The organism is Verrucosispora sp. TAA-831, assembly GCF_050780145.1.
GTDB lineage: Bacteria > Actinomycetota > Actinomycetes > Mycobacteriales > Micromonosporaceae > Micromonospora.
The window spans coordinates 2,775,724-2,797,004 of sequence record NZ_CP192240.1 but is presented as its reverse complement, the minus strand read 5'-3'; the positions used below and the strand labels follow the sequence as shown (position 1 = coordinate 2,797,004).

The 21,281-nt window shown below is 73.2% G+C and carries 18 protein-coding genes; 6 read left to right on the top strand and 12 right to left on the bottom strand.

From position 1 onward, the window contains the following. Nucleotides 1-31: 31 nt before the first annotated feature. The 7 genes from ACQVFL_RS12695 to ACQVFL_RS12665 are packed head-to-tail and all read right to left on the bottom strand — an operon-like array spanning nt 32 to nt 6,152. Complete coding sequence (locus ACQVFL_RS12695) at nt 32-985, bottom strand: amidohydrolase family protein (RefSeq protein WP_396694020.1); 954 nt, start codon at nt 983-985, stop codon at nt 32-34. After that, the gene (locus tag ACQVFL_RS12690; RefSeq protein ID WP_396694022.1) at nt 985-1,920 is read right to left on the bottom strand and encodes an MBL fold metallo-hydrolase; all 936 of its coding nucleotides are present in this window, start codon (nt 1,918-1,920) and stop codon (nt 985-987) included. Before ACQVFL_RS12690 ends, ACQVFL_RS12695 begins: the two co-directional genes overlap by 1 nt. Further along, complete coding sequence (locus ACQVFL_RS12685) at nt 1,917-2,732, bottom strand: ABC transporter ATP-binding protein (protein ID WP_396694024.1); 816 nt, start codon at nt 2,730-2,732, stop codon at nt 1,917-1,919. The genes ACQVFL_RS12690 and ACQVFL_RS12685 overlap by 4 nt, the downstream gene beginning before the upstream one ends. Continuing rightward, nucleotides 2,729-3,538, bottom strand: a complete 810-nt coding sequence (locus tag ACQVFL_RS12680; protein WP_396694026.1) for an ABC transporter permease — start codon at nt 3,536-3,538, stop codon at nt 2,729-2,731. The genes ACQVFL_RS12685 and ACQVFL_RS12680 overlap by 4 nt, the downstream gene beginning before the upstream one ends. Next, nucleotides 3,535-4,356 (bottom strand): ABC transporter permease, encoded by an 822-nt coding sequence (locus ACQVFL_RS12675; protein WP_431729428.1) that lies wholly within the window; start codon nt 4,354-4,356, stop codon nt 3,535-3,537. Before ACQVFL_RS12675 ends, ACQVFL_RS12680 begins: the two co-directional genes overlap by 4 nt. Next, nucleotides 4,353-5,369 carry an ABC transporter substrate-binding protein gene (locus ACQVFL_RS12670; RefSeq protein WP_431729427.1) on the bottom strand — a complete coding sequence of 339 codons (1,017 nt, stop codon included), beginning with the start codon at nt 5,367-5,369 and terminating at the stop codon, nt 4,353-4,355. The genes ACQVFL_RS12675 and ACQVFL_RS12670 overlap by 4 nt, the downstream gene beginning before the upstream one ends. Nucleotides 5,370-5,405: 36 nt before the next feature. After that, entirely contained in the window at nt 5,406-6,152 is a 747-nt protein-coding gene (locus tag ACQVFL_RS12665; RefSeq protein ID WP_431729426.1) for a class II aldolase/adducin family protein, read from the bottom strand. A gap of 343 nt (nt 6,153-6,495) precedes the next feature. Here ACQVFL_RS12665 and ACQVFL_RS12660 point away from each other — a divergent pair, with 343 nt between their 5' ends. The 4 genes from ACQVFL_RS12660 (at nt 6,496) to ACQVFL_RS12645 (ending at nt 11,662) form a co-directional block, all read left to right on the top strand. Beyond that, nucleotides 6,496-7,245, top strand: a complete 750-nt coding sequence (locus tag ACQVFL_RS12660; RefSeq protein ID WP_431729425.1) for a Clp protease N-terminal domain-containing protein — start codon at nt 6,496-6,498, stop codon at nt 7,243-7,245. 251 nt (nt 7,246-7,496) lie between these two features. Beyond that, nucleotides 7,497-9,179 (top strand): discoidin domain-containing protein, encoded by a 1,683-nt coding sequence (locus ACQVFL_RS12655; protein WP_431729424.1) that lies wholly within the window; start codon nt 7,497-7,499, stop codon nt 9,177-9,179. 46 nt (nt 9,180-9,225) lie between these two features. After that, nucleotides 9,226-11,244 carry a glycosyl hydrolase family 28-related protein gene (locus tag ACQVFL_RS12650; RefSeq protein ID WP_431729423.1) on the top strand — a complete coding sequence of 673 codons (2,019 nt, stop codon included), beginning with the start codon at nt 9,226-9,228 and terminating at the stop codon, nt 11,242-11,244. Between the two features lie 52 nt (nt 11,245-11,296). Further along, nucleotides 11,297-11,662 (top strand): MmcQ/YjbR family DNA-binding protein, encoded by a 366-nt coding sequence (locus ACQVFL_RS12645; RefSeq protein ID WP_431729422.1) that lies wholly within the window; start codon nt 11,297-11,299, stop codon nt 11,660-11,662. A gap of 49 nt (nt 11,663-11,711) precedes the next feature. Here ACQVFL_RS12645 and ACQVFL_RS12640 read toward each other — a convergent pair whose 3' ends face one another. Next, on the bottom strand, nt 11,712-13,481 hold the full coding sequence (locus tag ACQVFL_RS12640; protein ID WP_431729823.1) for a family 43 glycosylhydrolase: 1,770 nt from the start codon (nt 13,479-13,481) through the stop codon (nt 11,712-11,714). Between the two features lie 394 nt (nt 13,482-13,875). Here ACQVFL_RS12640 and ACQVFL_RS12635 point away from each other — a divergent pair, with 394 nt between their 5' ends. Next, the gene (locus ACQVFL_RS12635; protein WP_396694041.1) at nt 13,876-14,637 is read left to right on the top strand and encodes an MBL fold metallo-hydrolase; all 762 of its coding nucleotides are present in this window, start codon (nt 13,876-13,878) and stop codon (nt 14,635-14,637) included. Continuing rightward, a complete protein-coding gene (locus ACQVFL_RS12630; RefSeq protein ID WP_396694042.1) occupies nt 14,634-15,215 on the top strand; it encodes a DedA family protein in 582 nt (193 codons plus the stop codon). The genes ACQVFL_RS12635 and ACQVFL_RS12630 overlap by 4 nt, the downstream gene beginning before the upstream one ends. Here ACQVFL_RS12630 and ACQVFL_RS12625 read toward each other — a convergent pair. The 4 genes from ACQVFL_RS12625 to ACQVFL_RS12610 form a co-directional block, all read right to left on the bottom strand. Continuing rightward, complete coding sequence (locus ACQVFL_RS12625; RefSeq protein WP_431729421.1) at nt 15,148-17,610, bottom strand: alkaline phosphatase family protein; 2,463 nt, start codon at nt 17,608-17,610, stop codon at nt 15,148-15,150. The genes ACQVFL_RS12630 and ACQVFL_RS12625 overlap by 68 nt on opposite strands. A 76-nt stretch (nt 17,611-17,686) precedes the next feature. Continuing rightward, nucleotides 17,687-18,085, bottom strand: coding sequence for a hypothetical protein (locus ACQVFL_RS12620; protein WP_431729420.1), 399 nt, complete (start codon nt 18,083-18,085; stop codon nt 17,687-17,689). 13 nt (nt 18,086-18,098) lie between these two features. After that, the gene (locus tag ACQVFL_RS12615; protein WP_431729419.1) at nt 18,099-20,783 is read right to left on the bottom strand and encodes a CHAT domain-containing protein; all 2,685 of its coding nucleotides are present in this window, start codon (nt 20,781-20,783) and stop codon (nt 18,099-18,101) included. Then, nucleotides 20,780-21,178, bottom strand: a complete 399-nt coding sequence (locus ACQVFL_RS12610; RefSeq protein WP_396694050.1) for a tetratricopeptide repeat protein — start codon at nt 21,176-21,178, stop codon at nt 20,780-20,782. The genes ACQVFL_RS12615 and ACQVFL_RS12610 overlap by 4 nt, the downstream gene beginning before the upstream one ends. Between the last annotated feature and the right edge of the window lie 103 nt (nt 21,179-21,281).

The window sequence follows — 21,281 nt, the reverse complement described above, 5'->3', positions numbered from 1 at the left end:
GCTCGGACGACGAGAGACCTACCCACCCAGGTCAGCGGTCCGGCCCGGCACCGAGCAGCCGCAGCGCGTTGCCCCCGGCGACCAGCCGGGTGTCGGCCTCGTCCAGTCCGGCCCGCGCCAGCGCCGACTCGACCCGGGCGCGGCTGGTGGCGCGCGGGCCGATCGGCCAGTCCCCGCCGACCAGCACGTGGTCGGCCCCGAGCAGGTCGGTGGCGAACCTGATGGCGGCCGGTGCGAACCCCATCGTGTCGAGATAGACGTGCGCGCGCTGCGACGCGGGCGCCGCCGATGTCAGGACCTCTCCCCCGTCGGTGGCGGCGGCCAGGGACAGCCCGGCCACCCCGAGCATCGGGAAGACCACGTGCAGCCCCGGCAGCTCGGCCAGCACGCCGTCGACCAGCAACGACAGCAGCGCCGCGGCGTTGATCGTGCCCCGGGCCAGCGAGGTGCCGAACCGACCGAGACCGGCGAAGGCGGTGGTCATCGCCACCGGGCTGATCGGGTGCGCGAAGACCGGCACGCCGAGGTCCGCCGCGACGGCCAGGGTGGGGCGGGCGGCCTTCGCGCCGAGCAGGAGCCCGTCGGTGGCGCAGTCCACCACCAGCCCGGAGAGCCCGAGTTCCCGCACGGCGCGTACCGCCTCGTCGGCGGCCGGGTCACCGGCGAAGGCGTCGATGGTGGCCAGGCCCCGCAGGCGGTCCGGTGCGCTCGCCACCGCCTCGGCGAGATGGTCGTTGAGCCGCCGCAGGTCGTCCGGGCGGGTGCGTTCGCCGTGCGGCGTCACCAGCGCCGGTGGCGCGCTGAGCACCCGCAGGTCGATGCCGTGCCGACCGGTGTCGGCCAGCAGCCCCTCCAGGTCGGCGATCCGGCGGGCCAGCCCGCGCCAGCGTTCGGCCAGTTCCGGGGCGGCGTGCCGGGGCGGCAGCGCCGGATAGGCCGGACAGGCGTGGTGGGTGTGGAAGTCGGCGACGAACAGCGGCGGCATCAGACCTCGATGAAGGTGTACGTGAAGCCGCGCTCGGCCCGGTGCACGTATCCGGCGGCGGGGAACGGGAAGTGCGTCGGCACCAGCAGGTCACCGGAGTCGGCGGCCCGTTCCAGCAGGCGGCGGCGCTGGTCGGCGGAGTCGCCCGGCACCACGCAGTACCGGATGCTCCACTCGGGACGCTCCAGTTGCACCCCGTGGTGCAGCATGTCCCCGGCGAACAGGGCGCGTCGGCCGGCGGACTCGACCACCAGGTAGACGTTGCCGGGGGTGTGCCCGAACGCCGGTACGAGGTGGATCTCCGGCGTCAGTACGTGATCGGCCGGGACCAGGTCGAGCACACCGGCGTCGCGCAGCGGCAGGATGCTGTCCGCGAGGTAGTCGCCGGTGCGCCGCAGCGCCGCAGCGCCGTCGGGGCCGGTCCACCAGTCGAACTCCTCGCGGACCACCAGGTAGCGGGCGTTCGGGAAGGTCGGCACCCAGCCGCCGGAGCCGTCGGCGCTGGTGGCGAAGCCGACGTGGTCGACGTGCAGGTGGGTGAAGACCACCGTGTCGACGTCGTCGAGGCGGACCCCGGCGCGGGCGAACTGTTCCAGGAACGGTCGGTCGGCGCGGTCGAAGACGCCGCCGTTGCGGGGTTTGCCGTTGCCGCCACCGGCGTCGACCAGGATCAGCCGGTCCTTCGTCCGGAGCAGGTGGGCCTCCTGGTTGAGCACGATCCGGCCGTCGCGGGTGAACGGTTCGGCGGTGTAGAAGGCACCGTCGGTCCAGGACTCGGTCTCCAGTTGCGGAAAGAAGTCCGTCGGGCGCGGGAGGTAGTCGACCTCGCGGATCGGGAAGACCTCCACCTCGCCGACGTGGAAGGACCAGAGCGGGCCCTCCCCGCCGCCGGTGTCCTGCCAGCGTGGTGCGGTCTCCGGGGACTGCTCGCTCATCGGGTCACCTCGTGGGTTCGCGGGGTTTCGGGTTCGGGTGCGCGGCGGACCCGCGCGTAGACCTGGGCGCGCAGTTCGCCGAAGCGGGCCGAGGAACGGGTGCCGAGCTGGTCACGCTTGGGCGGCAGGTCGACCGGGAACTCGGCGACGACGCCGGTCGGGGCGGCACCGAGGACGACGACCCGCTGGCCGAGGTACACCGCCTCGTCGATGTCGTGGGTGACGAACAGGACGGTCATCGCGTACCGCCGCCAGAGCGTGGCCAGCAGATCCTCCAGGTCACCGCGGGTCTGGGCGTCGACCGCGGAGAACGGCTCGTCCATCAGCAGCAGCCGGGGCCGGTACGCGATCGCGCGGGCGATGGCGACCCGTTGCTGCATGCCGCCGGAGAGCTGCCACGGGTACGCCCGTGCCGTCTGGGCCAGCCCGACCGCGTCGAGCGCCTCGGCGACCGCCTCCCGACGTGCGGCGCGACCGAGCCCCCGGTGCCGCAGCGGCAGCTCGACGTTCTGCTGCACCGTCTTCCAGGCGAACAGGCTGCGGCCGTACTCCTGGAAGACCACGCCCAGGTCGGCCGGGGGCTCGGTGACCCGTTGCCCGGCCAGGTACACCTCCCCGGTCGACGCGGGCAGCAGCCCGGCGACGATCTTCAGCAGCGTGGTCTTGCCGCAGCCGGACGGCCCGACGACGGTGACGAACTCGCCGTCGCCGACCGTGAGGCTCACCCCGGCCAGGGCGTCCACGGTGCGCTCCCGGGCCCGGTACGACTTGCCCAGCGCGTCGATCCGCAGCAGGTCGGGTCCGACTGTCACGATGACTCCTCTCGTCCGGTGGTGCCTCGGTGCCACCGCAGGGCACGCCGCTCGACCAGCTCGAAGACCTTCGCCAGGGCGAAGCCGAGCAGACCGAGCAGGAGCACGCCGCTCCACATCTGCGGGATGGCGAAGGTGCGCTGGAACCGGATCACGGTGAAGCCCAGGCCGTCGGTGCTCATCAGCATCTCGCTGACCACCATGACGATGAGCGAGATGCCCAGCGCCTGGCGGGCACCGGCGAAGATCTGCGGGCTCGCGGCACGCAGGACCAGGCCGTGCCGGGTCCAGCTCGGCAGCCGGTACGCGGCGGCGGTCTCCAGGTGGACCTGGTCCACGGCGCGTACGCCGTCGGCGGTGTTCAGCAGGATCGGCCAGACCGCGCCGAGCACGATGACGATCAGTTTCGTGGCGTCGCCGATGCCGACCGCGACCAGCAGCACCGGGATCATCACCGGGGCCGGGAGCACCCGGAAGTAGGCGAGGATCGGGCTGGTCAGTGCGCGTACCACCGACCAGCGGCCGACCACGTAGCCGACGCCGACGCCGATCACCAGCGCGGCGGCGTACCCGGTGGCGAGCCGGCGCAGGCTCGGCACCACGTCGCGGACGAGGACGTCGGAGAGCCAGACCTGACCGAACGCCTCGACGATGCGGCGCAGCGGCGGCAGGAAGATGTTGGTGCTGTCCGCGCTGAGCACCCACCAGAGGGCGAACAGCAACACCGGCAGCCCCAGCGCGAATCCGACGGCGGAGGCACCCCGGGCCAGGCCGGTGCGCAGCGGGACGGATCGTGGGCCGGTCATCCGGTCGCCACCTCCCGCCGGGTCGCCACGTGCCAGTGCAGCAACCGGCGCTCGGCCAGGCGGGCGCCCAGGTCGAGCAGGATCCCCACCCCGCCGGTCAGCAGCACCAGCGCGTACATGCCGGTGAACTCGCCGGACTCCTGGCTGCTCCAGATCAGCTCGCCGAGACCGGCGGCGCCCATCACCAGCCCGCCGGTGATGGCCAGCGCGAGCGCCACCGAGACGATCAACCGCAGCGCGGTGCCGAGGTACGGCAGCACCGTCGGCCAGGTCACGTGCACGACCCGGGCCAGCGGGCCCAGTCGCATGCTGCGGGCGGTGTCCACGGCCACCCGGTCCACGTCGCGCAGCCCGTACAGCACCTGGAACAGCACGATCCAGAAGCAGGAGACGGCGACGAGCAGGACGGTGATCTGCGCGACGTCCAGCACCAGGACCAGCACCGGGATCAGCACGATCGACGGGACCGGGCGCAGGAAGTCCAGGGTGGACGAGGTGACCCGCAGCAGCCACGGCACCGAGCCGATGGCGAAGCCGACGACGATCCCGGCCACCACGGCGATCACCAGACCGGACGTGACGGCCAGCAGGGTACGGCCGGTCGCGGTCCAGAACCGGGCCTCGGTGAGCAGGCGGAGTGCCTCCGGGGCGACAGCGGACAGCGGCGGCACGTGCAGCGGCGAGAAGAACACGCGGGTCACCGCCTCGTACCCGGCCGCCGCCGCCAGCAGCCCGACCACGCCGAGCAGCCGGCGACCGGCGACCGGGCCGCCGGCCGACCCCCGGGTGGGGGCCGGCGTGCGGCTGCTCGTGGTCACGGCAGGATCAGCTCGTCGAGGTTCGGCGTGCTGCTGATCAGGCCGTCGCGTCGCGCGTACCCGGCGAGCTTCTCGGCGGCCTGCCGGCTCACCTCGTCCCGCCAGCCGGTGATGGTGATGGTCTTCGCCACCTCGGGGCTGATCTGGGTGAAGGTGGGGATCTTCGCGCGCACCTCGTCCTCGTGCTCGCGGGCGTACGCGTACGCCTCCCGGATGGCGTCGCGGAAGGCCGAGACGACCTCCGGGCGCTGCCCGATGTAGGTGCCGGAGGTGTACCAGGCGGAGACGGTCAGGTCCTCGGCCAGGTCGGTGAAGCCCCAGCCGATCGGCACCGCGCCCTGCGCCTTGGCCGCCGACAGGAACGGCTCCACCACCCAGGCGCCGTCCACCCGTCCCTCACTGATCGCGGCCGGGACCTGCGGGAACGGGATCTCGACCAGCTTCACCGAGTCGGAGTCGCCGCCGGCGGTCCGAACCGCCTCGCGGGCGGCGGCTGCGGCGATGTTGGTCAGGATGTTCACCGCCACCGTCTTGCCTTCGAGCTGCTTGGGGCTGGTGATGCCGGAGTCGCCGGCCACCACGAGCGCGCCGTAGTCCGCGCCCGCCTTACCGGTCGACGCGGACGCGGGCACCACCGCCTTCACGTCCAGCCCCTGGGTGCGCGCCACGATCAGCGTGGTCAGGTCGCCGGTGGCGAAGTCCACCTTGCCCGCCAGCACCGACGGCACCGAGGTCAGGTCGGAGGTCTGGGTGTCCACCTCGACCCGCAGGCCGTGCTCGGCGAAGATGCCGTTGTCCTGGGCGAGGTAGATCGGCGCGAGGTGGCCGAGCGGCGCGGAGGCCAGCCGGACCGTGGTCAGGCCGTCCGTGCCGGCCGCGTCGGCGGAGTCGTCGGCGGAGGAGCAGGCGGCGAGGGTGGTGGTCAACAGCGTGGCGGCGAGGACGCCGGCCAGGCCGCGGCGAACGGCGGATGTGGCGGGTACGTGCCGGAGGGTCGGGGTCGTGCGGAACATGGTCTTTCTCGATTCTCGGGTGGCTGACGGGGTCGGTCAGAAACGCAGACGCAGGTCGAGGTCGTTGACGTACTCCGGGAAGGGCACCGGTCCACCGAGCGGCCGGGCGGCGACGCTCGACACGGCGGCCTCCTCGATGGCGACCACCAGGCTCGCCGCGTGCCTCGCATCGTCCCCGGCGACGAGCAGGCCGTGGTTGCCCAGCAGGACGCCGTACGTCTCGGGGTGGGCCCGGTAGGTGTCGGCGATGGCGCGGACCGCCTCGGCGGTGCCGCGCGGCGCCCACGGCGCGACCGGTACGTCCACGGCCTGGCCGTGCACCAGCAACGCCTCGTACCGGGCGGGCAGGCTGGTCGAGGCGAGCGCGTAGCCCGTGGCGTGGGGCGAGTGGGTGTGGATGACGGCGGCCACGTCCGGGCGGGCCTGGTAGACGCCGACGTGCATCTTCAGGATGGCCGCCACCGACGTGGTGGGCGTGCCGTACAACACCTCGCCGTCGAGGTTCACCACGACGACCTCGTCGTTCACGGTCCGCAGGGCGGGTACGCCGACGCGCAGGTCGTCGGCGGGCCACGGGCGCAGCAGTTCACCCGCGTTGATCGCGAGCAGGTCGTGATGGCCCGGCAACCGGACGCTGATGTTGCCGTGTCCGCTGGCGGACATCGCCGAGGCGGCGAAGATCCGGTTGACGGCGGTGGTGAGGTCGGTGCGGGCGGCGGCCAGTTCGTCGGTGCCGAACGGTGCGGCCCGTCGTGCCGAGGGGGTGGGGACGTGCTGGGTCATGGGGTGACTGCCTTGTCGTAGTCGGGGTGCCGGTCGACGCACCGTGCGGCGGGCAGGCGCGGGTCGCGTCCGTGGTCGGACGCGTACGTGTACCGGTGCGTGGGGGGGGTGGTGGATGCCTTCGCGCGGGCCCCGGCGATCTGCGGCCGGGTCAGCGGCAGGGACAGAGCGCGCTGCCGGTGCGACCGTAGTCGACCGCGCGGCGGGCGGTCAGCGGCGTTGGCATAACCCTAGTATGCCCCTAGGATTTACAGGAGATCAAGCCGGTGAACGCTGTGACCTGCACCCCAGCCTCCACGCCGACCCCGCCTCCACACCGACGAGCCGCGACAGGACCCCCACCATGCCCAAAATCAACGTCTACCTGCCCGACGCGCTCGCCGAGCGGGTACGCCAGGCGCGGCTGCCGATCTCCCGGATCTGCCAGACCGCGCTGACCCGGGCGCTCGACGGCGCGGACCGGGTCGCGCACGACGCGGTGTCCGACCTCGCGCTGCCCGAGCCGGTCACGCTGACGCCGCCGCCGAACCACCACGTCGCGGCGATCCTGCGCCAGGCGTACGACGTCGCGGCGGCTCGCGGGTCGGCGGTCGTCGAACCGGTCGACCTCCTCCAGGCGTTCCTCGACGAGGGCGAGAGCCTGGTGCTGAACGCCGTCGACCTGCTCGGCTTCCCGGCCGCCTCGATCCAGGCCGCGATCGACGGAGCCGTCGGCCGTCGGCCGGGGCGGTCCCGCCCCTCGCGACGCCACGGCGGGGCCACGCCACCCACGCTGGGCGCCGGCGCCCGCACGACGTTGGCCACAGCCGCCACCCAGGCCGCCGACCACGGGTCCGCCACCATCGCCGGCAGCCACCTGCTGCTCGGGCTGACCACCGACGACGGCGCGGCCGGGGCAGTGCTGCGGGACGTGGGACTCACCGAGGTGGTCACCCCCGCCGTACTGTCCGCGCTCTACTACGGTGCGACCTTCGGTCGGGTGGCCACGGACCGGGACGCGGACACCGCCTCGCTCCGGATCATGATGTTCGACGTGCTCGAACGGCTCGACCGGCTGCACCAGCAGATCGCCGCGCCCGCGCCACGTCACTGAGGCCGCTTCCCGCTTCCGCTCACACTCCCGCTTCCCGCCGCGACGCCACGTCCCACCCCCGGGCAGTGGCCACCGTGCGTCCCCTTTGCTCTGCTCCGACCGGCGGCGGCCGACATGAGCATGCGCTTCTTACACTCATATTGCCGCAGTCTTTCATTCGATGGTCGGAGTATTGCGAGTCTGTGTCCACGGCTGGCATCATGACCGTCGATTCACCCCCTGCCCTCGTAGGATTCGAAGGAGTGGTCGGCATGGCGCTCACCCGCCGCACCGTGCTCGGCTCCATCGCCGCCGGTTCCGCGCTCGCCGCCGTCGGCGACACGCTGCCCGCCGTCACCCCCGCCGCGTACGCGGCCAGTCCGCCCGGCGACGTGGTCGGCAAGGTCACCGTCGGCTACCAGGGCTGGTTCAGTTGCCCGGGTGACGACGCCCCGATCGGCGGCTGGTGGCACTGGAGCAGGGACCGGTTCCAGCCGCCCTCCCCCGGCAACACCACGATCGTGTCCTGGCCCGACATGCGGGAGTACACGCGCGGCTACCCGACCGCGTACCCGAACCTCGGCGACGGTCGACCCGCGACGCTGTTCTCCTCCTACGACCAGCAGACGGTCGACACCCACTTCCGCTGGATGCGCGAGCACGGCTGCGACACCGCCGCGTTGCAGCGGTTCAACCCGTTCGGCGACGAGGGGCCGACCCGCGACGCGATGGCGGCGAAGGTGCGCGACGCGGCCGAACGACACGGGCGCAGGTTCTACATCATGTACGACGTCACCGGCTGGACGTCGATGCAGTCGCAGATCAAGCAGGACTGGACGACGCGGATGGCGGCGTACACCGCCTCGTCGGCGTACGCCCGGCAGAACGGCAGGCCGGTCGTCTGCATCTGGGGCTTCGGCTTCGCCGACGACGGGCGTCCGTTCGCCCCGGGACCCTGCCTCGACGTGGTCACCTGGTTCAAGGCGCAGGGCTGCTACGTGATCGGTGGGGTGCCGACCTACTGGCGGCAGGGCGTCAACGACTCCCGGCCCGGTTTCGGCGACGTCTACCGCGCGTTCCACATGCTCTCGCCGTGGATGGTCGGGCGCACCGGCACCCTGGACGGGTTGGACTGGTTCCACGCCAACGTCAACGTCCCCGACCTGGCCGACTGCGCCGCCCACGGCATCGACTACCAGCCCTGCGTGATGCCGGGCGACCTGTCCCAGGGGCACCGCCGGCACGGCGACTTCTACTGGCGGCACCTCTACAACATGGTCCGGCTCGGCGCGCAGGGCCTCTACGTGTCGATGTTCGACGAGTACAACGAGGGCAACCAGATCGCCAAGACCACCGAGACGCGGGCGAGCACGCCGGCCGGCGCGGGCATCCGCGCGCTCGACGAGGACGGCACCTTCTGCTCCGCCGACTACTACCTGCGGATCACCGCCGACGGCGGACGGATGCTGAAGGGACACCTGGCGCTCACCCCGGTGCGGCCCACCCCGCCGGTCGTCGGCGACGGACCACCGCCCGGCACCGACCTTGCCCGTGGTCGGCCCACCACCGCCAGTAGCAGTCTGCCGGGCTACCCCAGCCCGGCCACGGTCGACGGCGACCCGAACAGCTACTGGGAGAGCGCCAACCACGCCTTCCCCCAGTGGGTGCAGGTCGACCTCGGCACGGTCGGCACCGCCGGGCGCGTGGTGCTCCGGGTGCCGCCCTCACCGGCCTGGCAGACCCGCACCCAGACGCTCGCGGTGCAGGGCAGCACGGACGGCACGACCTGGACCACGCTGGTCGCCGAGGCCGGCCGGGTGTTCGACCCGGCGACCGGCAACCAGGTGACGCTGACCGTCGCCGCCTCGCCGACCCGGTACGTCCGGGTCCGGTTCACCGGCAACACCGGCTGGCCCGCCGGCCAGCTCTCCCAGTTCGAGGTCTACGCCGCCTGACCGTGCCCGGTCGCCTCCCCCACCACCGAGCAGAGACGAGTCACCCATGCACCGAGACAGATCCCCGGCCCGGCTGCGGGTGACCGCCGCCGTCACGGCACTGGCCACCGTCGGCGCGATCCTGGCCGGGCCACCCGCCGGTGCCGCCGGCCGTCCCGACGCCCCGGGGCCGGTGGTGACCCGGGCCGCCCTCGATCCGGCCCTGGTCACCGGCCGGGGCGCGCGGGTCGCCTTCCTGGAGCAGGAGGCGGAGAACGCGACCACGAACGGCGAGGTGATCGGTCCCGACCGGCGGGCCTACACGCTGCCGTCGGAGGCCAGCGGGCGGCGGGCGGTGAAGCTGCGCGCCGGCCAGTACGTCGAGTTCGTGCTGCCGGCCGCCGCCAACGCGATCACCGTGCGCTACAGCATCCCGGACGCGCCCGGCGGCGGCGGGATCACCGCGCCGCTGGACGTCGCGGCCAACGGCCGGCACCTGCGCACCATGACGTTGACCTCGCAGTACTCCTGGCTCTACAACCAGTATCCGTTCACCAACGATCCCGACGCCGACCTGCTGCACCCGGACTGGTGGATCACCGAGTGCTCCTGCGTACCGGCCGAGACCACGCCGTACCCGAGCATCCAGAAGCCCTTCCGGCCCAGCCACTTCTACGACGAGGAGCGCCTGCTGCTCGGCCGCACCCACCGGGCGGGCGAGAAGATCAGGCTCACCATGCCGCAGGGCACTACCGCCGCCTGGACCGTGATCGACCTGCTCGACTCGGAGCTGGTCGGGCCGCCCCGGGTCCGGCTGCGCGCCGCGAACGTGCTGGCCTTCGGTGCCGACCCCACCGGGCGGCGGGACGCGGCCCCCGCGATCGAACGGGCGATCGTCGCCGCCAAGCGTGCCAAACTGCCCGTCTACCTGCCGCCCGGCACCTACCAGGTGAACCGGCACATCGCCGTCGACGACGTGACGATCGAGGGCGCGGGCAACTGGTACACCGTCGTCAGGGGCCGCGAGGTGGCGTTGCCGACGCCCGCGCCGGACGGGTCGGTGCACACCGGCGTCGGCTTCTACGGCCGGGACGCCGCCGAGGGCGGTAGCCGAAACGTGCACCTGTCCGGGTTCGCGGTCCTCGGCGACGTCCGGGAGCGGATCGACACCGACCAGGTCAACGCCATCGGTGGCGCGTTCTCCGACTCCACCTTCCACGGGCTGCACATCCGGCACACCAAGGTCGGCATCTGGCTGGACGGCCCGATGCGCAACGTCCGGATCACCGGCAACATCATCGTCGACCAGATCGCCGACGCGGTGAACTTCCACACCGGCGTCACCGACTCGCTGATCGCGGAGAACTTCGTCCGCAACACCGGCGACGACGGCCTCGCCCTCTGGTCGGAGTCGACGGCGAACGCGCGCAACGTGATCGACCGCAACACCGTGCAGTCGCCGGTGCTGGCCAACGGCATCGCGATCTACGGCGGCACCGACAACACCGTCTCCCGCAACCTGATCGCCGACCCGGTCCGGGAGGGCAGCGCCCTGCACGTCGGCGCCCGCTTCGGCGCGGAACCGTTCGACGGGTATCTGCGGATCAGCGACAACACCACCGCCCGCGCCGGCACGTACGAGCTGAACTGGAACATTGGCCTCGGCGCGATCTGGCTGTACGCGCTGGACCGCAGCATCGACGCCCGCATCGAGGTGACCGGCGACGCGTACCTCGACAACACCTACAACGCGATCATGCTGGTCAGCGAGTGGGGCGTGAAGGACCTGTACGCGATCGACGGCGTGCACTTCCGCGACGTCCGGGTGGACGGCACCGGCACCTCCGTGGTGAGCGCCCGCACCGCCGGATCGGCCTCCTTCGCCAACGTCGACGCCCGGCACGTGGGCGCGGTGGGCGTCAACAACTGCGGCACGTTCCGCTTCACCCCGGCCGGTTCCGAGTTTCGCCTCACCGACCTCGGCGGCAACGACGGGGGCTGGCTGGCCGACTGGCTGTTGCCGAACACGCTGACCTGCGACGACCGTCCGCCGGTGGTGCCGCCACCACCGCCGGCCGGCTGGTGACGGCCGCGAGGCGTTCGCCCAGCCCGGCGTCCGGGTGCCGTACGGTGTGCCGATGACCGACTTGGTGGCGACCATCCGGCGGGTGTGCCTGGACCTGCCCGAGGTCACCGAACGCCCCAGCCACGGGACGCCGGCCTGGTTCATCCGGGGCAAGAAGTCCTTCGCCCAGGTGTGGCCGGACGGCCACCACCAGAACGACTTCCCGCACCTGTGGTGCGCCGCGCCACCGGGCTCGGCCGAGGAGCTGATCGCGTCCGCCCCGCAGACCTACTTCCGTCCGCCCTATGTGGGGCATCGGGGGTGGGTGGGTGTCCGCCTGGACACCGGTGTGGACGAGACGGAACTCGCCGAGGTCATCGAGGACGGGTATCGGGTGGTGGCACCCAAGACCCTGCTCGCCCAACTCGACGCCCGCTGACCGGCACGACCGTGGGCCCGGCCGACGACCGGGCCCACGGTACGGCGGTTCACTGGAACGACACGTCGTCCAGGTAGAGGCCGTCGGTGCCGGCCGCCGTCTCGACGTAGAGGCGGGCGCCGGTCAGGCTGCCGCTCCACGAGACCGTGGCGGTGCCGGTGAGCTGGGTCCAGCCGTTCGCGTTGACCGTGGCCGCCGGGGTGAGCTGTACGTAGTTCGTGGTGCCGTTGGCGGTCACCGCCAGCGTCGGCCGCACCGACGGGGTGCCGCTCTGCGACCGTACCCAGAGCGTCGTGGTGTACGTGCGGCCGTTGGTCAGCTTCGACGTCACGTCCTGGCTGGGGCCGTTCCACGACGCGGTACGCCCGGAGTGCAGCAGCGAGCGCGTGCCGCCCCGGACCACGCTGGTGTTCGACGCCAGCGTGCCGGCGCCGAAGACCGTCCAGCCGGTCGTACCGCTCTCCATGTCGCCGTTGGTGACCAGGTTGCCGCCGGTGCCGGTGCCGCCGGTGAACCGCCAGTTGTCGATGTTGAACAGGTAGCCGCTGCCGCCGGTGAAGCGCAGGTACAGGTCGCGGGTGCCGGTGGCGCCGCTGACGTTGCAGGTGGTGTTCGCCCAGTTCTGCCAGCCGCCGGTGCCCGGCACGGCACAGGTGCCGACCAGTGGGCCGGTGGTGCTGTCCAGCCGCAGCTCGATGTTCCCGCCGCTGGTGCCCGAGGCCACCCGGGCGGTGAAGGACGACGCACCGGTGCCGAACGCGACACCCTTGACCCGGATCCAGTCGTCGTTCTCGATGAACCCGACGTTCATGCCGCCCCCGCTGGACGCCTCGGTCTCGATGCCGTTGGCCCAGTCGATGGTCTCGGCCTCCTGCGTCACGTACGGGTTGAGCGTGCCCACCTGGGGTGGCCCGGCGGTGGTCATGTTCATCGTCGGGATCGACCCGTCGGCGTTGTAGCTGAAACGCTCCACCGCCACCGACCGGGTGTAGCCGCCACCGCCCGGCAGCGCGCCGTTGTGGTAGAAGAAGTACGAGTTCCCGGCGAAGTCGATGATGCCGGGGTGGTTGGTGAAGCTGCTGCCCTGCCTCGGCATGACCGTGCCCCGATAGGTCCACGGGCCGGTCGGGCTGGGCGCGGTGGAGTAGCCGATGAACTCCGAGCAGCACTCGGCGGCGAAGACGTTGTAGTAGACGCCGTTGCGCTTGTAGACCCACGGCCCCTCCTCGTAGAGGGTGGGTCGGCTCGCGTTGCCGGTCCGGGTGCCGAAGCCCGCCGTGGTCAGCGGGATCTGCGTCGGGCTGCCGGAGAACGAGATCATGTCGGCGTTCAGCCGGACGTACCACAGGTTCGGGTTGCCCCAGTACAGGTACGCCTGGCCGTTGTCGTCGATGAAGGCGTGCGGGTCGATCTCGTTGTTGCCGACCAGCGGCCGACCCAGCGCGTCGCGGAACGGCCCGGTCGGCGAACTGGAGACGCCGACACCGATCACCATCTGCCCGTTCGAGCGCTGCCGCACCGGCACGTACCAGTAGAACTGGCCGTTGCGGGCGACCACGTGCCCGGCCCAGGCGTTCGCGTCGGCCCAGGCGAACGTGCCCAGGTTCATCGGGACGCCGTGGTCGGTCCAGTTCACCATGTCCGCCGAGGAGAAGACCCGCCACTCCCGCATGGTGAAGTAGGTCGAGCCGTCCTCGTCGCGTCCGGTGTAGAGGTACACCCGGCCGTTGTGCACCAGCGGCGCCGGGTCGGCCGTGTAGACGTGCTGCACGAGCGGATTGTCCGCCTTCGCCGGAGCGGCGAAGAAGGTCACCAACATCATTGGAACCATCAGCCAGGCGATGCCACGTCTGGCTCTGGCGCTGCGCGGCAGCGCGGACACGAAGCTCACAACGGACTCCTGTAAAGGTGGTGGCGCGCTCGCCGGACCAGCCGTACGGGGACGGGAACAGCGGGGGCGAGCAGTGCCGGTCGACCGTGACCGAGGCGGTGTTAGCGAAAACATCAACGCCTCGGCCGCTCACCGGAGAGCTGCGGAAGCCGTGCTCACCTCCACCACCGATGGCAACGCTAACATGTGAGCGATCACACAAACAAGGATGACCATCTATCCCTTGCCGGGTCGGAGATGGGCCCGGCGCGGCCCCTGATCATGGCCGCCCGCCGACACCCGTTACGGTGGCAGGCGTGTCGACGTCGGTGCGGGTGACGGTGTGGTCGAGCTGACCTGGCACGGTCACAGCACCGTGTGGATCGAGGACTCCGGCACCAGGCTGCTCACCGACCCGCTGCTCCGCGACCGGCTCGCCCACCTGCGGCGGCGGCGCGGCACCACGCCCCGGCTACCGGACGCGCCGGACGCCGTACTCGTGTCGCACCTGCACGCCGACCACCTGGACCTCGCGTCGCTGCGTCGGTTGCCCCCGGCCACCCGCCTGGTGCTGCCGGCCGGGGCCGCGCCGCTGGTGCGGCGGGCGCTGGGCACCACCGCCGACCGGTACACCGAGTTGACGCCCGGCGAGGCGACCACCGTCGGCGAGGTGACCGTCACGGCCGTGCCCGCCGCCCACCCCGCCGGACGCGGCCCCTGGTCACGGCACCGGGCCCCGGCCATCGGGTACCTCGTCGAAGGGCGAGCCCGCACCTGGTTCGCCGGGGACACCGGACTCTTCACCGAGATGGACTCGCTCGGTCCGCTCGACCTGGCGCTGATCCCGGTCGGCGGCTGGGGACCCACGCTCGGCCCGGGTCACCTCGACCCGGAGGGCGCGGCCGAGGCGGCCCGGCGGGTCGCGGCGGCGTGGGCGGTGCCGATCCACTACGGCACCTTCTGGCCGATCGGATGCGACCGGGTCCGGCCGGACCGCTTCTTCGCGCCCGGCGACGACTTCGCCCGGCACGCGCGACGGATCGCCCCCGACACCCGGGTACGCGTCCTCGAGCCGGGTGAGTCCCTCACCGTGCCCGGCTCATGACCGAGATCCTCGGCACGCTGGCGTGGCTCACGCTGGTGGTGCTGTTCGGCGCGGTCGTCCCGGTGGTGCCCACCGGTGCGGCGGTCAGCGGGGCCGCCGCGCTCGCCGCCCACCAGGATCCGGTGACCGTGCTCCTGGTCGTGCTCGCCGGGGCGCTCGGCGCGTACCTCGGTGATCTGGTGGTCTTCGCGGTGCTCGGCTGGGGCGGCGAACGCATCGCCCGGCGGCTGCGCTGGCTGCGCGGGCCGCAGCGACTGGACCGGATGTCGGCGCGGGTCCGCGAGGGCGGCGTGCCGATGCTCCTGGTCTCCCGGCTGGTGCCCGGCGGCCGGCTGCCGGTGCTGCTGGCCGCGGCGATGGCCGGCATGACCTGGCGACGGTTCGCCGTGGCCAACCTGCCCGCCACCCTGCTCTGGTCGGTCCTCTACGCCATGATCGGCGTCCTCGGCCGGGCCATCTTCCCCGAACCGTGGCAGAGCGTGCTCGCCGCGATCGTGCTGGTCCTGCTGATCACTCAGGGATTGAGCCTGCTGGGGCGACGCCGGCCCGAGCCGCTCCATCCACCGGCGACGCCATGACCGGTATCCGCCGCCCCGCCTCCCCCGGAGCGGGCCGCGCCACCGCATCCGACGGCTCGGGCCCGGCCGTTCTGCCGGCACCCTCCCCCGCCTCGGAACGGGTCACCGCGTCGGCCCCGTCCGCCGGGTCGTCGGGGCCGTCGGGGCTGCGCAGCCCGAGCCGGGACAGCCAGTCGAGCAACTGACGGTGCACCGCGTCCGGGCCGACCAACTCGCCCTCCTGCGGCCAGTCGGCCGGATGCACCAGCAGCGCGTCGTTCTGCCAGCCGCCCAGCCCGCCGTGGCTGCCGACGAGTTCCTCGAAGGCGGTCACCTCCTCCAGGCCGGGGTCCACCGCACTGATCAACACCAGGTCACCGACGTGGTCCATGTCCTGGTGCCGCAGCAGGTCGTGCCGGGCCCTCGGCCCGTACGGCGTCAGCGGGTCGTCACCCTCGACGTGCCCGTCGGACAGCCGATGGGTCCCGGACCGGCCCACCGCGAGCGGTCCGGCGGCCGAGTCGACGACCACCATCCCGACGCCGGGATGCGCGGCCAGACCCGCCACCAGCCCCGGCGTCACCTCGTCGATCCGTTCGCGGGTGAGCCGCCCCGGATGCCGGGTCAGATAGACCATCGCCAGGTTGCCGGAGGCCACCACCACGGTCTCCGGTTCGGTACGCGTCGACGCGGCAGCCCGCTCGTGCGCCCGATGCGGCGGCGGGTGCGGGCCGCGTGCCGTCGCCGGGCGGGCCCGGACCGCCATCCGGGTCGCGGTGGCGGTCACCCCGCTGCGGCCGGAGACCTCGCTGAGCAGGGTGTCCACCCGGGCCCGCTCCTCGGCGTTGCGGGTGGTCTCGTGCTCGCCACCGGCGAGAGTCGTGTCCCGGCCCGGCCCGCGTGGGCGGCGTCGCGGCACCGGAACGGGTTCGGCCGCACCCGGTGCCACCAGCCGGGACACCACCTGGGTCAGGGACTCGCCGTACCGCTGGCGGAACGTGGCGCCCTGACTCTGGCCGTGGTCGCTGAGCACGACGATGTGGTAGCGCCGGGTCGCCTCGGCGGCCAGCCGTTGCAGGATGCCGAGCGTGTGGTCGAGCGACTCCAGCGCGGCCATCGCCTCCGGCCGGGCCGGGCCGGCGTGGTGGGCCACCTCGTCGTAGTCGACGAAGTCGCAGAAGATGACCGGGGCGCCCCGGGCCATCTGCTCGGCGATGAGCGACACGTTGAGGTCGTTGAGCAGGCTGGCCAGCGGACGCAACGCCAGGTACGAGCCGCCCCGGTCAGCCCGGGGCAGTACACCGCGCACCCGTCGCCGCCGCGCGGCGTGCAGTTCCCGCAGCACCTGCCCGGCACCGAGCACCACCGTCCGGGCGAAGCCGTACGGGCTGGTCATGAACGCCGCGTAGCCGGCCGTGGAGCGGCCGGGCAGCCCGGCGCGACTGACCGTCAGCAGGGTGGTGGGGGCGTCACCGGAGAAGGCGGTGCTGATGCTCACCCCGCCGTCGCGCAGCAGTCCCCGACCGGTGGACAGTCGCCGCTCGACCTCGGCCGCGTCCCGGGGACGGCTGGTCACCACGAGCCGCCCGGCCGGGGTGGTCCCGTCCGGGCCGGGCGGTGCCTTCTCGTACCAGCGGTAGGCCGGCACCCGACCGAACTCCCCGTGCAGCAGGCCGGCCTGGGCGGCGGGCGTGGTGGCGGGCAGTCCGGTGTGCCAGCGGGTCATCCGGTGACTGCGCGACCGCAGCCACCGGCCCATGGTGGGCAGGTTGCCGGCGCGCACCGCCCACTGCACCACCGGTGCGGCCACCCCGTCGAGCTGGACGACGAGCAGGCCCTCGGGCGGGGCGTCACCGACCGCGTCCCGCCGGGCCGGCGCGCGGCGGCGCCAGCGCCACCAGCGGCGGCCGTCCCGGTCGGTGGACCGCCGGACCCGGCTCATCAGCCGCAGCATCTCGCTGACGAAGGTGTCGTCGGTGCCGGCGTCGGCGAGCCAGTTGACCGCGGCGGCCAGGGCCACGGCGAGCCAGGCGGCGGCGAACGCGACGGCGAACCCGGCGACGTGCGCCTCCGGGGCCAGTTGCAACGCCACGTACATGACCACGGCCTGGACGCCCACACCGATGGTCAGCGCACCGAGACCGCCGAGCGCGGTGGCCAGGGCCAGCAGCACCGGGCGCAGCACCGCACCGACGCCGGTGACCAGGGCGACCAGCCAGAGCAGCCCGACCAGGCCGCTGATGGTGACGCCGGGCAGCAGCCAGAACGTCACGCTGAGCACCAGGAACGAGGCCGCCATGCTGCGCACCAGGGCGCGGACCCGGGCGAAGGTCGGCCGGTAGTCGCGCAGCACCCGCAGGGCGACCCGGACGGGTTCGGGCAGAGCGCGGCGCTCGGCATCCACCTGCGGTTCCATGTCGCCACCATGTCACACGGCACCAACAAGATCGAAAAGCCGGACCCGGCTTCCCGGCCGGTGGCGGACGGGACGGTCAGGGGTCGAGACTGGTGGCGGTCTCCGGCGGCCCGGACAGGCCGGTGCTGACCCAGCGGCGCTGGGTGGCGTCCCACGACAGCAGCAACCAGCCGGATCGGTACGGCGGCAGGTGCAGGTTCTCCAACCGCAGCGCCATCTCGGGCGTCACCCGTTCCGGCAGCCGCAGCACCACCCGCGCGGCGGCGGCGGTGAGCGTGACGGTGCCCTCGGCCCGGATCTCGTCCCGCACGTCGCGGCGGGCCCGGCGGGACAGCCTGTCCCGGATCATCTGGTAGACGTCCTCCCCCGCCTTGGTCGCCAGCGCCTGGACGAACGGCAGCAGTGCGGACCCGGCCAGCGCACCGATGAGAAGCTCGGGTACACCACGGCTGACGTCGTCACGCGGTTGGGTCACATCGACCATCGTGTCACGGACCGACGTGCAGGAAGGGCGCCCAGAGCGTGGGCCGGTCCGGTCGCGCGGCGCGCAGCGCGGACACCGCCTGGTGCAGGGCCGACGCGGCGTCGTCGACGCCGACCAGCCGGGCGTAGAAGTCGGCGGCGACGCCGGGGGCGACCGCGTCGTCGATCGCCCACGCCGTGCCGACCACGTGCCGGAAGCCGGCGATGTGGCAGGCACCGGCCACGTGCAGGGCCTCGTCGTCCAGGTCCTCGTGGGAGACCCCGGTGTCGCACGCCGACAGGTAGGCGACCTCGGCGTGCGCCAGCCGCAGCCGCGCGATGTCGGCCACGGTCAGCGGGGCGGCGGCGTGGTCGTGCAGGACGAGGTGACCGTCGGCGCTCCCGTCGGCCGCGGTGACGGCGTGGCCGGCGAAGTGCAGCCACGGGTGCCGGGGCAGCGCGTCGAGCACGGACCGCCGGACCGCGCGATCACCGAGGAGCACCCGACCGGCCGGATACCGGGTGGTCAGCATCCGCACCTCGGCCGGCACGTTCGGCAGATCACCCCGTCCGGGTGTCTGCGGCAGGGCGACCACCAGCGGCACGGCTGTCCGGGTCGGCGGGCGGGACCGCCAGGCGGCGACCAGGCTGCGCACCGTCGGCGCGTACGAGGAGATCACCCGGTCCAGCACGCCCGGCCCGTCCGCCGGCCCGGCGGCGTGCAGCGGGAGACTGCTCAGCGGCCCGGTCGGCACCCACCACATCCGGGAGCCGGGCGGCGGGGCGAGCACGTCGAACACCGGAGCGGCGACGGTGTCCCAGAGCCAGACCAGCGTCTCGGCGACCGTGGCCCGGGCCTCCTCGCGGAGTCGGGCGGGCAGGCTCGGCCGGTTGGTGCGGGTGACGGCCGCGCGCAGCCGCCGGGCCCGATCGACCACCTCATCGAGACCCAGCCGCAGCGGCACCACCTGGACCCGGCCCCCGGTGAGCACCAGGGCGTCACACCGCAACCCGCTGATGTTGAGCACCACGACGGGCCCGCGCCGGGCGATCTCGGCGAGCAGGTCGTCGACCGGAGGCGGGCGTAGGAACCCGGCGAGACCGTCGACGCGACGGATCTCGTCCAGCAGCGCGTCCCAGTCCCGGGCCAGCGCGTGCCGGTCCTCGCCGGGCATCGTCACGTCGTCCGGCCGGGAACTGAAGCCGACCCCCTCCGGCCGGTCGAAGGCGCTCCGCAACGCCTCGAAGCGATCCGCCAGGTCGGCTCGCCGCCGCCGCAACTCGGTCAGCTCGGTCCGGGTGTCCAGGGCGTGTCCGAGCAGCACCCCCCGGCCGTGTTCCAGCAGCCGCAGCGCGTCGAGCGGGTCACCGGCGGCGAGGGCGCAGGCGGCGGCGTCCCGGGCCAGACCGACGAAGGCGGCCAGGTGCCGCTCCCGGTCGGTGTGCGTGACGCGCCTCGGCGCGGTCCGAGGCAGCAGTCCGACCGCGAGATCGTACGCCTGTCGGGCCTCGGCGAGGTCCCGTCCCCGGCTACTGGCGAGCACGGCGTTGGCCCACCGTCGGGCGGCCTCGACGCGTACCCGGACCGGTGCGGTCGGGTCCCGCGCGACCCGGCGCAGGATCGCGATCGCCTCCCGGTACGCCTTGGGTTCGCCGCTGACCGCCCACACGGTCAACGCGGCGGCCTCGCCGAGCAGGGCATCGGCCCGCAGGTAGTGCCCGTCGGGCACGGCCGCCGCCGCGTCCCGGGCGGCCCGGGCCACCCGGCGGGCCTCCCGGGGACGGGGCACCTCGGCCGCGAGCCGGGTCACCTCCGCCCGCCGGATGTTGGTCAGCACGAGCATCCGTTCCGCCCGGTTGGGGTGCCCCTCGGGGGTCGCCCGCACCGCGTGCTCGGCGAGCCGGCCCGCCTCGGCCAGGTCGGCCGGATGCCGCCCGGCGGCGTACCGCTCGACCAGGACGAGCGCGAGATTCGACTCGAAGCGCGCCCGCAGCGGGTGTCGGTCACCGGCCGCCGCCACCGCCTCACGGCCCCGCTCGACCGCCTCGTCCAGCAGGGCCCGCTCCCGACCGTTCGTCGAGCGGTACCGCAGTCGCAGCATCTCAGCGAGGTTGGAGAGCATCCCGGCGAGGTCGTCACCGGGCCCGGCCACCGCCACCGCCTCGCGGGACAACTCGACCGCCTCGGTGAGGGCGGACGAGTCGTCGTACCGCAGCGACAGGGTGAGCAGCCCGTCGGCGAGGTTGGTCAACCGGCCCGCGCGACGCGGGTGGGCGGGGACGGTCTCGGCCAGCGCCGCACGGGCCTGGGCCACCGACTCGACCAGGTCCGCCTCGACACCGGTACGCCGCCAGCGCAGCCGCAGCACGCCGCCGAGGTTGGCGTGGAAGGACGGCGTGGCGGGGGTGCGCTCGTTCGGATACATCGCCAACGCGTCGCGGAACAGCCCGATCGCCGCGTCGAGGTCGGCCAGGTCGCCGAAGCGCTCGTAGCGGGACCAGCGGGCTGTACCGAGACCGTTGGCGGCGGTGCTGCGGATGTCGACGTTCCGGGCGACCGTCAACACCTCGGTGAAGACGGCGAGGGCGAGCTCCAGCTCCCGCAGCGACCCGGTGCGTTCGTACGTGTCGTGGTGCGCCTCGGCCTGTCCGCACACACCGACCAGCAGGTGGTACTGCGGTGTTCCCCAGGCGTCGGGGATGCCGGTCACCGGTCCGGCGGGGTGTCGGGCTCCGCCGACAACCGGCGGGCGAACGCCTCGCCGAGCGGGTCGCCGATGCGGCGGAACCACTCGGCGGCCTCCCGGTTACGGCCCTGCCCCATCAGGTAGAGGGCCAGGTTGGCCATCCCGTCGGTGTTGCCGGCCTCGGCCGCCCTGCGGAACCACTCGGCGGCCTCGTCCGCCCGGCCGCCGAGCTTCAGGGTGATGCCGAGACGGTTCATGTCCTCCGGCGACCCGCCCTCGGCCGCCTGCCGGGCCGCCGTCTCGCTGGGCAGCGCGGTGACGGTGAAGCCCGGTCCGCCGGCCCCGGCCGGCCGTGTCCCGCCCGACGGTCGTTGCGCGCCCGACGGTGGTGCACTGCGCCTGCGCCAACGACCGAACATCGCGCACCCCCGAAACATCGACTGTCGTCCAGTCTGTCACCGGGCCCTCGCGCAACGCAGTCCCCGAGGAGGAAACCCGACACCGCCCGCCCCGCGCCGACGC